This window comes from Gluconobacter sp. (genome assembly GCF_047723935.1).
Taxonomy (GTDB): Bacteria; Pseudomonadota; Alphaproteobacteria; order Acetobacterales; family Acetobacteraceae; genus Gluconobacter.
In genome coordinates this window covers 1-12,110 of sequence record NZ_JBDOBO010000067.1, presented here as the reverse complement: position 1 = coordinate 12,110, position 12,110 = coordinate 1, and the positions used below count along the sequence as shown (strand labels likewise).

The window sequence follows — 12,110 nt, the reverse complement described above, 5'->3', positions numbered from 1 at the left end:
ATAGATGTTTATTTTAAGATTCTGATACGTACTGGATTCGGATTAAAATACAGAACTCTTAATTTGATCTTTTCTGAGAGGTGGGCGAAGTACCGAGGCTGACTCAGAATTAAGCCCGGTGCTCATCATCTCAAGGTACAGAGTCTGTAACATCACCTCATGCTGACGCGCCGTTGAGATTAGAAAAATGCGGTTTTACTAGATCATATTAGCAAAAGACCTGATCCAAAGCCTTGTAACAGCGAGATTGAGGAAGCTCCTGCAAGACAAAGCAGTCTTGTCATATCGGGTTACGATACGTCGCATCAGCTTGAACATGCGTTCGATGCGGTTACGGTCCTGATAGCGTTTCCAGTCTGTTTTCTGGGGAGCGTTGCGGCCTTTGCGTGAGGAAATAACCGGCAAGATCCCGTGGATCAGCAGACCCTAGCGAAAACTGTCGCTGTCACAGGTCTGGTTGGCCCGCGTGGCTCTCGGGTTGGCGGCTGACACCTTTAGGGCGTCTGTGGCTTTTGTCGTCTGAGACCTACTCTCTGGGGAGGACAAAGCCAGGACGGCATCCCTGATTATCACATCAGGGATCGATTTTTCTCGTAAAGCCGCCGCGTGACCGACCAAAAGCCTCCGAATGAGCCCCCTTCTGCTCGCAACGAAAAGTGAAACCCGTCACACAGAAACCGAAATCATCGTCCTTGATGCCCAAAATCAGGCATCAAGAGCTTCAATCAATAGATATTCGAAATCTTCATTTTTCTTGAGGCTTCTTATGAAAAAGCCTCAAAATTTTATCTTTTAAGCAGGCTGATTTGAACAGCCTGCTGTTCGGGAAAAGTCAGTTCTGTGGAGCGTGGTCGGCGGCGTCTCCAACGATAGCAGCCGAGAGGATAGGCAGTATCACGGATGAAGGGTGGGCTTTATCGTGCCAGATGGTCTGGTGGGCGATGACTCTGGTGGTGGCGGTGCCCAAGGGTTCGCCAGTATTCGGATTGGGGGCGAATTGCGGATAGTCGCTCGATGAAATTTCCAGACGGATTTTGTGACCGGCTTTGAAGAGGTTGGAAGTCGGCCAAACTTTGATGTGATATTCATAGATCTGACCAGGAACGATCGCAGTTGGATTGCTCAGGGAGTCCCGGTAACTGGCTCGGATGATGCCATTATTGAGGTTAATGGCGCGCCCGTCCGGCGCAACATCAACGAGTTTGGCGGTAAAATCCGTATCTTTCGCATCCGTGCTGGCAAAGAGGTCAACCGTAATCGGGCCGGTTACGTTTACAGGATTTTCGAGGACGGGACTTGTATAGATGAGGATATCGGGCCGCTGTTCGATGGCGGATTGGTCGAACTGGCCTTGTGGGCCGGATGTCCAGGAGCAGCAGGAGTGGCCGCCCACGCTGGGGACGGGATTTGCCGGATCATAGTTAAACTGGTCGGAGGTCGCGGTTTTTTTTACCGGCCTTGTGGAGAGAGAGCCATCGCCCATTGAAGAATTCGCCCGCCCGGCGCTGCCAAGATACCAGGTGACGTATTGAGTGCCTTCGATAGGAAAGGATTTCGCGGTATGCCAGCGGTTTTCACCCATGGTGAAGTAATCGACCCGTGGGCCGTCAGAATAGCCGTTGGCCTGACCTTTCAGAACGTGATCGAGAAACTGTACGGTCAGTTCGTTGACAGGACTGTTGGCAACAGCGCCGATGTCTTTCAAGCGTGGGCTGATGGTGCCGTTGGGGCGTCCCCAGCCGATATGTTCCCAAGGACCTATAACGAGACGTTGGTTTTCGCGGGCTTCCGGCGTTCCACCTTCGGTACGCATCCCGTTGAAATTGTTGACGGCGCCATTGAGGAAGGAATCATACCAGCCATCGAAGGCAAGGACGGGAACTTTTACGCGGTCGTAATGGGTACGGATCTGGAAAGCTTCCCAATAGCTGTCGCGGGTAGAATGAGCGACTGCATCGTAGAAATATGGAGCGACTTCCGGTTTGTCGGGGTGGAGAGGCGGAAAGCTGCCGTAAGGGGTGTATGGCATCCAGACAGAAGCATTTTTTCCGTCTGCATAGAGCGATTTCGAGAGTTTTTTATCGCCACGGTTTGCGGCGGCAGACGAAGCGATGGTGTCGAGCATCCAAGGTTCGATGAAAGCGAGACGAAAAGCGCCATCCTCGTAGGTCCAGCCGTCATAATAATCATCACCCGTATTGGAAGGGACGATCGCTTTCAAAGCAGGGGGAGACGCGGTGGCAGCCAGCCACTGGGTGGCGCCGACATACGAAGAGCCGTACATAGCGACTTGGCCGTCCGCACCGGGGAGTGTGGAGGCCCACTGCACGGTATCGTAGCCGTCATTCCGATCGTAGCGATATTCGTAAAACGTGCCATCAGATTTTCCCTGCCCACGGATATCCTGCACGACGACGACGTAGCAGTGCGAGGCAAACCATTCAGGAGTCTGATAGCGGGCCGGCTGGATTTGAGCGGCGCTCTTTCCATACTGCGTCCGCATCAGCAGAACCGGCACTTTTTCGGCAGTTTTCGGCGTATAAACATCAGCACGGAGGACGGTTCCGTCACGCATCCTTGCAGGCACATCGATCTTCTTTGTTACGGCGCAAGAGCCGCGTCCTTCATCGTTCGGCCAGCCGGGCGTGGCTTGGGCTGAGGAGGTCACGGCAGACAGAGCGAGGCAGGTTGAAACGAATAGGGCGGAACGAATAGAAAACATCGAGCAAATCTCCGTTAAGCGATCTAATGGGGTTAGGGCCTACTAAAATCCGGCGCTAAGGGAGGCGACGACGGCGAGGCCACCGGCACTGAGATAGAGCGGAGATGATCCGGCAATGGTTGTGCCGTAGACGCCGCGCGTGGCTTTCGCGTTGTTGGAAATACTCTGGAATCCGGACAAATAGTTTTTAGCGCCGATATTAATGACGTTGAGCTGGAATTGCGGATGTTGCACGAAGCCAATAGTGTTCATGCGATATCCCATGGTAATATTAGCTGTTTCGTAACCGGGAATTTTTTCGTCATTCATGAGAGTAGAATACTGGGAGCTAACGTAGTTGAAGACGAAGTTTCCGAAGATATGACTGTCGTCATAGGATATCCCGGCGGCAGCGGAAAATTCCGGACTTTGGACGGCGCGTTTCCCTTTTGTCGGCAGGTAGTCGAGGCCTGAGGCGATATTATTGTCTGTCGTGGCGTGGAGATACTGGGCGGAAACATAGGGGCTCCAGTGATGCCACGGGCGGAGACCGATTTCACCTTGTGCGCCACGAGAGGTTTTGCCGCCAGCCTCGATCGGCGATGGCAACGGGATGCCGTTGATGTATTGCGATGAGGTGATCTGGTTGTTGGTGATGTTGTAGTTGAACAGCGAAACCGCCACATTGACGAGGCCGTAATGGCGGTAACCAATTTCCTCGCCGATAGAGTATTCGCCCTTGAGGGACGCCTGCTTCGACGCAGGATTCGGGCTGTTGGTAGAGAACACCTCGCCATACACCTGGACCGAGGCCGGGGCACGATAGGCAGTTGTTCCATCGACATAGATCTGATCGTGCGGCGTAAGCTGATAGCTGATAGAGACCTGTGGCAAAGGCTGGGCATAGCTGGCTCCGACCTTGTATTTCGTGACACCGGGAATAAGGTTCGTATTCCAGCGGGTTATCATCAGGTAACGTAGACCAGCGTTGAGCGTTAGTTTGTCATTAAGCAATTTCAGCGTATCGTCGACGAAGATTTCGTTCATCTGGTGTTTGAAGTTCATGTCGAGGGTCCGGTATTGCTGACCATTCGGCATGGTGACCATATATTTACTGTAATTATTGGCGATGCCGCCGGTGTAATTAACAGGCGCATAATAAATAGGCTCTTCGAGCGCAATATAATTATAGATATAACCGGCGCGAAAGGTGTTATGCCCAGCTTTCCAAGTCACGGCGGTGTTCAGGAAGCCGGTTTTCTGCGGCACCGGATTGATGCTGGAAGCAGTTGTGACGCCGTTGGTCTGGTACGGCATATTCAGGTCAGCGATACGCTGGTTTCCAAAATATGATCCGCTGTTTTTAATCGTGACGCCCCCATAATAGAACTCGGAATAGTTCATGTAGGCGGGGGTCAGGTCGAGGTTGACGTGTTCACTAAGTTTCAGCTTCACTGGAGCGATCAGCACTGTGGAACGTCTCTGATACTGCCGCAGGCCGACCCAGTTGGTGTTCCCGGGCCAGTATTCCTTCGTATAATTGAAGGAGTTTCCGTATTGTTTCCACTGGGCCATGGTCAGGGGGCGGTAGCTCGCCTGCTGCCAATTGTCATAAGAAAAAGTGAGGCCTGCGCTACTGCCGGTGCCCCATTCCTTGATAATTTTTGAATCAACATGGAATTTCCTGAACTGACCTGAGCCGCGCCACTGGTTGTTGGTCGTGGAGGAGAACGAGGCAAAGGCTTTGACACCGCTATGGCCGATTTCACCTGTATCGAGGCGAATATATTCGCGCTGGAGTGATTTGGATCCGAAACTGAAATCGACACTCCCTCCTCTCCTGTCCTGCGGCCCGCGCAGGGCGACGGTGACGAGACCACCCACGTCGTTATAGACGGGCGCGCCGATATCTGGCGCACCCTGTGCGACAGTCACGGACTGGATGTTGTCTGTGTCCACCATAGCCTGAGTATAAGGCGTGTAGTTGATCGAATCGTTGAGAGGAATTCCCTCATACAGGAAGCCGATCTCAGCCTGTTGCAGGCCACGGATAGACATCGCTGTGCTCGACTGACCCAGCGGGTCGGTGCTAGCAGAGATGACACCCGGCAGAGCCGAGATCATGGCGATAGCGTTGCTTGTAGGGGACTGTTTGGCGATAAAGTCGCGCGTAATGGTGCTTTGAGCCCGTGCGGCGGTCTGGCGAGCCATGAGGCCACCGCCGGGGGTAGTGTTAGTGACGCCGTTGGCGGTTCGCATGCCAGCATGTACTTCGACCGTTTCCGTGCCGGCTGCGCTGACAGGATGCTGTGGCCGCGGTTTCGCAGCGGCTTTAGAAGATACTGCCGGGTTCGCGGCGGTGGCGGGCCCGTGCGAAGGCACTTTCTTATGGATTGGACGGGCATCCGCTAAGTCGGGTAGCGAGACGGAAGAAGCAAGAAGAACGGCCAGAAATCCGTTAGTTTTCCGCACGTGATGCTCCTGTGTAACGGGAGAGAAAGAGGCGAAACAGATCGTTGCTTAGTCAGAACATTATGGTCAAATTTTAATTTTTGCTGTTAGCTATAAATCCGATGAATAATATATCGCGGATCGATCTTAATCTGGCTCATGTGTTTCTGGCCCTGTGGCATGAGCGCAGTGTCAGCCGTGCAGCAGAACGGCTCTCTTTGACGCAACCGGCTGTCAGTTCGGCATTGCGGCGTTTGCGCGAAGCGTGCGGCGACGAGCTTTTCGTGCGCACACGGTATGGAATGCAGCCAACGGCGCATGCAGTGGCAATTGCGGAAACGCTTGAGATGAACGTGTCTTCTCTGCGCTCCTCGCTGGGGCTGCGAGGGCAGTTCGATCCGGCGTCTTCGTCCCGCTTCTTCATAATTGGAAGCGATGGGGGGCTGGATTACGCACTGGGGGGACGGCTTGTTGCACGTCTGTCGGCTGAGGCGCCGGATATCACGCTGACGTTTCGCACCGTTTCGGCTCCGGTTCTGGACGGGGCCCTGGGACGACGGGAGATTGATATGGCTCTGACTATCAGTTCCCTCACGCGACCTGACTGTGTCTCGTCACCTCTCGGATCATTCCGGTTTGTCTGTGTCTGGCATGCGGATTTCTGTATTTTACCCGGGCAGATGACACCTGAAGATCTGGAACGCTGTCGTCATGTGCTGGTTGAGACCGCGTTACGGCACAGTATTTTCGATCATCGGCTGCGGAGCATGGGCATCCGGCGCACTGTGAGGACGATTGTACCGTCTTTCGGGCACCTGCCGACCTTCCTCTGTCAGCCAGACACCATTGCGATTGTTCCTGATTATATCGCTGAATTTTTTCTCATGACGAATGGGCTACGGATTTCTTCTCTGCCAGAGGTTTTTGGAGCCCATGAGGTGCGGATGCTGCTACCGCGCAAATCGGAGTACGATGCAGGTGTTGGCTGGCTTGAAGGGCTGATCCGAAAGGTAGTTTGAGGGCAGTTACGTGCCGCTGACCTAGATGGTTAGCATTTCATGCCCGTCATACGGGGTACGACTGAGCAATCAAAAAAATACGCATAATTTCTAAAATTTTTATGGTTTTTTGGAAAAATTTTTCAACTTCAGGAATTTAGCAATAACAGGACAACGCTTGATCGATACGAATCTTTAATGAGTTGTCTTGGGAGATATTTTCCCAAGACAACGTCCCAAATGAGTTACTTCCCTTCCCCATCTGGCAGCGCATAGGCGATAATCTCATCGCTTACATCAGGCGAATGGCTCATGCCGCCCGCCGAAATCACGACATATTCTTTACCGCTTTTCGGAGAACGAAACACGAGAGGAGCCGCAGGCGCACCCGCCGGCAGACGAGCTTTCCAAAGCTCCTTACCCGTCAGCGAGTTCAGCGCCCGAAGATAATAATCCTGCGTGCCCGCAAAGAATACTATCCCAGACGCCGTCACCGTCGGCCCTCCAAGGGTCGGGAGGCCCATTGGTACCGCCATATGAGTCTTCAAACCCATGGGCCCTGTATCCTTCACCGTTCCCAGCGGAACCTGCCACAGTAGCTTTTTCGTATGCAGGTCAATGGCATTCATTGTTCCAAACGGTGGCGTGTTGCACGGCACAGCGAGCGGAGACTGCAAGATATCAATCCGTACACCACGATAAGAACCAGCAACCTGTGGCCGCAACGTCCCCATGAAGCCGGGCACCTCGTCCATTGAAATCGTGTAGTGGGAAGCATTCTTTTCGTTCACGAGCATCATGCGCAAGGGCACGCGCATATCGTTCACAAACATCAGGCCTCGTGCCTCATCGATGGCAATACCACCCCAGTTCATCCCGCCAAGAAGGCTCGGATACTCGATGTAAGGTTTCTCGCCAGGCGGTGTGAACGGACCTTCATAGACAGAGTTGCGGAACATGATACGGCAGTAAAGCTGATCAAACGTACTCACGCCCCACATCGAATTTTCACTGAGCGGCTTATTGCCGATCCCGGGCATTCCGACAGAGAATGGCTGCGTCTTAGCCAGATGCTCGCCGTCCGCCGCTCCTTGCTGCGGCACGCTCTTCTCGACCACGTCCGTCACCGGCACCCCGGTGCGACGGTCTACGACAAAGATGTTACCCGTCTTGGTCGTCTGGATCAGAGCAGGAACCTTCTCTCCCCGCGAATTACTTACATCGTAGAGAACCGGCTGTGAGGGAATATCATAATCCCAAACATCATGATGAACCGTTTGGAACACCCATTTTGTCTGCCCGGTAGCCGCATCAACCGCAACGATCGCTGCGCCGAACTTCTCTTTCACTGCATTGCGATCACCACCCCAGTAGTCCGGAGGCCCCCCACCCGTCGGCAGATAAACAAGGTTCAGGTCCCGGTCATATGTCGGAATGGTCCAGACATTCGGCGTTTCCAGTGTGTAAGTCTTAGATGGATCTGCCGCGTTGGCATTGTCTGGATCACCGACATCCCACGCCCACGTCTGAGCACCCGTACGCACATCGAAAGCTCGCACGGCACCTGACGGCTCGCCATGCACAATATCGCGCACCCAGCCACCAATAACCGTCATATGACCCATGATGACCGGGATACCTGTAGGGTGATACCGTTTGCCGTTTTCAACCGGCCCCATGCGAGGCTTCAAATCGACAATACCATTGTCACCAAATTTCGGACACAGCTTGCCAGTGTGCGCATCCAGTGCGATCAGGCGGGCATCAACCGTGTTTACAATAACACTCTGACGGCAAGGCGCATCCGGATCGACGGACTTCTCTTCGGCTGTCAGCGTCAGATCCCTGTCCGTGTCATAATAACCGACACCACGGCAACTGACATGCTCTGCGGAATGGGCATGCGGATCAAAAGTCCATAGGGCATGACCTGTATCGCCCTCAATCGCGGCAACCTTGTTTTCCGGCGTGCAGGAATAAAGAACATTCCCGATCTGCTGCGGCGTATTCTCATCAACGCCCGTACCGCTTCCGGTCACGCGGCGCCCCGTGTGATACACCCAGGCAACCTTCAGATGGCTTACGTTCTCCGGCGTGATTGCCGTGTACGGAACGTAACGCGTGCCATGCGCGTTTCGGCCGAAATATGCCCAATCATCTGGCACATTTTCACTCGCGACGACATCTTTCGTACGGCTCGCGACATCACTTTCGTTATGGATGGCGCCATGTGGCGTAAAGGCTTCAAGCAGCGTGACCACAAGAGCAAGCACAAGACCTGCACCACCGAAAACTCCGGCCTTACGAGCGACTGAGCTGACATTTGTAAGCGTTACTGTTCCCCACAACCCGAGCACACAGAGAACCGCTGGAACCGTCAGGCGCGGTAGCAAAGCCCAGTACCCGATTTCCGGCGTATCTACTAAAGCCCAGAGCAGTGTTGCGAGAAAAACCCCTGCCGTTAAGGGCAGAGCCAGACGCTGTCGCAGAAACATGAGAATGCCAATAGCGACATAGGCAAAACCCGCCACAAAATAATAAAAGGAGCCTCCCAACAGCGTGAGACGTATTCCCCCTATTGAAAGGGCGACACCCACAAAAAAAATAATTATCGCAAACAAAATGCGAGATGCGGAACGTATGTCAGCTCCAACTTTTTCTGAAATATTACTATTCACACCCCAATACTCCGCACAAATATCCTTCCGTCCATCAGGAAATTACCTTCTCTGAAATCGCACAACCTGATGTTAGTGCCTTATGTCTGCGGCCCCCGATAGGCTCAGATGACATAAAAAAAAGCCAGAGCCCCCAAAGGCTCTGGCTTTTTCATTTCAGATCTGTGCCTTCAGCTGCGCTGTGGCTTGCGGGAATTGGCAGCGGCCACGCGCTTGCCCCACGCAACGAGCGCATCCGTGCAATCCGTCCGGTCGAGCTTGCATTCGATCAGGGTCGGTCCACGGGTGTTCTTTTTAGCCTTTTCAATGGCTTCAGCCAGCTCCTCACCAGTGGTGGCTTTTAAGCCGAGGCCAGACTTGCCGCTTGCCTCACCCGGCACACCACCGTTGAAGACGTTAACCAGCGCGGCATAATCCCAGTTCTGGATGTAGTTGTACGGCCCATCATGAATCTTGATTTCAATGACATAGCCATAATTATTAACCAAGAAGATGATAACCGGCAGTTCATACCGAACCATCTGTGCGACTTCCTGAGCCGTAAGCTGGAACGAGCCATCACCGACCATCAGAACGTGCTGACGCTCAGGTGAACCCGCCGCATTCCCGAAAACGGATGGTACGGACCAGCCGATGTGGCCCCACTGCATTTCAGATTCAACACGTGCACCTTCAGGAAGGTGCATCCGGGTCGCGTTGAACCAGGAATCACCAGTCTCTGCAAACAGCGTCGTGTTGCCATCCACCAAAGCATTGATCTGACGCGTCATTTCGTCGTTCGTCAGCGGGGCGGACGGATTGGCCGTCGGCAGAACAACAGGCTCGTAGCTTCCGGTTAGAGATGCAGGCTTATGGGGAGCCTGTGCCGTCAGAGCCTTAACGAACTCCTTCAGACGAAAGCCTTCAAACGTCTTGCCGTTAACAGTCACACGGTCCGGATTGACCTCCAGAACGTTTTCACCACGGATCAGGTCATTCCAGCCCACGGAGGAGTAATCGTTCCAGACAGGCGCCAGGGTGATGACGCCATCTGCACTTTTGACGACCTCTTCAGCGCCCGGGCTGCTAACTTCGCCCCAATACACGCCGCGGAAACCCGGATGTGTTTCCGGAAAGAAGCTTTTGGCCGCACTCATGATCGTAACTGCGCAACCGAGTTTGTCGGCCAGAGCCACTGTTTCCTCAAGTGCTTCAGCCGCACGCAGTTTACTGCCGACAAGGATGACAACCTTTTCGCGCTGCGCAAGAAACTCTTCGCTCTCCTTAAGAGCGGCCTTCAGGCTGGCCTCGTCCGGAGCCGGATAAGACAGGAGGGAGTCCACCGGACCAGGGCGGGCACAAAGAGCCGCAGCCACGTTGCAGGAAATTTCCAGATAAGCTGGCTTCTTTTCACGCAGAGCCGTGCGGATCACGTGATCGATTTTGGCTGGTGCAGACTCCGCATCCGTGATGCTTTCGGCTGCGCAGGTGACGTGCCGTACCATTTCGAGCTGGTAGTTATAGTCCGTCGTGCCGATCGTATGATGCAGCACCCGCCCCGAGCCATAATCGTTGGTATTGGGCGCACCGGAAATCACGATAACGGGCAAGTTCTCGGCATAAGATCCACCGAGGCCATTCATGGCAGAAATAGCGCCTACGCTAAACGTCACGACAGCTGCTGCTGCCCCTTTAGCCCGCGCATAACCTTCTGCGGAAAAACTGCAATTCAGCTCATTACAGCTGTAGATCTGACGCATGCCGCCATGTTCGAGAAGCTGATCCAGCAGGACGAGGTTATAGTCTCCCGCGACGGCAAAATGGTCTTTCAGACCGATCTGCGTCAGCCGTTCAGCGAGATAATGTCCAACAGTAAAGCTCATCACGAAATCCTCTGAGGAGTGTCTGTCACGACTCTCGGCAGACTGCTGGATAAAGTCCAATATATAGTTGAATGCATTTCCATATATGATACGTATGGATCATGGACCTACGCCACTTACGTTACTTCGTTGCCATTGCGGATCACGGGAGTTTTACTCGTGCAGCCGAAGCCCTGCACATCGAGCAACCGCCGCTCAGTCAGCAGATCAAAGCACTGGAAGCGGAACTCGGCCTTTCCCTGTTTCATCGTTCCAGACGCGGTGCCACCTTGACCGATAGCGGCATACAGCTCCTCGCGAAGGCACAGCATATTCTTGCAATGGAACGCGAATTTTATCTGCTGGCGGGAGGCCTGGCACGAGGCGAACAAGGGCGACTACGTCTCGGCATGGCCGGCGCCGTCGCCCTCCTGCCCCTAATTCCTCGGTCCATCCGCCTCTTTCGGGAACGCTGGCCCGACATTGTCATCACCTTAGACGAGAGCAACACCCCCGCACTCTGCGAAGCCCTGCATGAACACCGATTGGACATCGCGATCGTCCGCCCTCCAGCGCCGGACCCGCGCATTACTCTCCACCCACTCTTTGATGAGCCCACCGTTCTGGCCATTCCAAAAGGGCATCCACTGTCACAGCAGGATCGTATCCCGCTCTCGGCTGTGGCCGACGAACCGTTCCTGATTTTCAAACGCGAACTTGGTCCAGGCTTTTATGACGCTATCATCGCGGCTTGCCAGAAAGCAGGCTTTACCCCTCGTCTTGGTCAATCCACACCGCAGATTGCTGCGACAGTTCCCATGGTAGCCGCCGGAATGGGCGTTTCCATCGTTCCAGCTTATCTCAGCCAGATCCATGCTGAAGGTGCGACATTTCATCCCATTGATGGCCCCATGCCTCGCGCCTCTATAGCACTGGCCTCAAGCCAACCTGAACTCTCAGGGCCCAGCGCACGGTTTCATGCCCTTTTGCGTGAACTCGCCTGATAGATCTCAAGATTGAGGCGCTTTGATAGTCGCATGACTCTCGTGTCGATCTTCTTGATAATAGAAAAGATCCTGCCGTGACGGCCCCCCTGTTCTCAGAATAGGACATTCCTGAGAGCAAATTTACCTCATGCGTACGATGGCAAGGATGACAGTAAACAACCCTATCGACACGCTGAATGGGTCCGCGCCCCCGCGTTCAAGACTGAAATGCGCGGAACATAGCCATCATTGACAGCAGAAGGTGTCCGGGCAGAATCTTTAGTCTGTTAGATTAGAACCTGTTCTTCCTCACCAAAAAGAAATGACTGTTATCAAACAGGATTTCGAAGGTTTTCATCTTCGTAATAGTTAGAACACTCAAAGTAATCACGCCTCTTTGATAACACCCGAAATCACAATACGCGATGCTCCTAAGTCCTTATAATATATAGATA

General features: G+C 53.7%; 6 protein-coding genes. 2 read left to right on the top strand and 4 right to left on the bottom strand.

Annotated elements, in window-relative coordinates; translation table 11 throughout:
- Nucleotides 1-832 precede the first annotated feature (832 nt).
- On the bottom strand, nucleotides 833-2,722 hold the full coding sequence (locus ABF979_RS13975; protein WP_415560464.1) for a CocE/NonD family hydrolase: 1,890 nt from the start codon (nucleotides 2,720-2,722) through the stop codon (nucleotides 833-835).
- 42 nt (nucleotides 2,723-2,764) lie between these two features.
- Nucleotides 2,765-5,173 carry a TonB-dependent receptor gene (locus tag ABF979_RS13970; RefSeq protein ID WP_415560463.1) on the bottom strand — a complete coding sequence of 803 codons (2,409 nt, stop codon included), beginning with the start codon at nucleotides 5,171-5,173 and terminating at the stop codon, nucleotides 2,765-2,767.
- Between the two features lie 101 nt (nucleotides 5,174-5,274).
- Here ABF979_RS13970 and ABF979_RS13965 point away from each other — a divergent pair, with 101 nt between their 5' ends.
- Nucleotides 5,275-6,171, top strand: coding sequence for a LysR family transcriptional regulator (locus ABF979_RS13965; protein ID WP_415560462.1), 897 nt, complete (start codon nucleotides 5,275-5,277; stop codon nucleotides 6,169-6,171).
- A 224-nt stretch (nucleotides 6,172-6,395) separates the two neighbouring features.
- On the opposite strand, the gene ABF979_RS13960 is transcribed toward ABF979_RS13965, so the two are convergent.
- On the bottom strand, nucleotides 6,396-8,828 hold the full coding sequence (locus ABF979_RS13960) for a membrane-bound PQQ-dependent dehydrogenase, glucose/quinate/shikimate family (protein ID WP_415560461.1): 2,433 nt from the start codon (nucleotides 8,826-8,828) through the stop codon (nucleotides 6,396-6,398).
- A 170-nt stretch (nucleotides 8,829-8,998) separates the two neighbouring features.
- A complete protein-coding gene (locus ABF979_RS13955; protein ID WP_415560460.1) occupies nucleotides 8,999-10,690 on the bottom strand; it encodes an alpha-keto acid decarboxylase family protein in 1,692 nt (563 codons plus the stop codon).
- 101 nt (nucleotides 10,691-10,791) lie between these two features.
- Between ABF979_RS13955 and ABF979_RS13950 the strand changes: the two genes are divergently transcribed.
- Nucleotides 10,792-11,673 carry a LysR family transcriptional regulator gene (locus ABF979_RS13950; RefSeq protein ID WP_415560459.1) on the top strand — a complete coding sequence of 294 codons (882 nt, stop codon included), beginning with the start codon at nucleotides 10,792-10,794 and terminating at the stop codon, nucleotides 11,671-11,673.
- Nucleotides 11,674-12,110 lie beyond the last annotated feature (437 nt).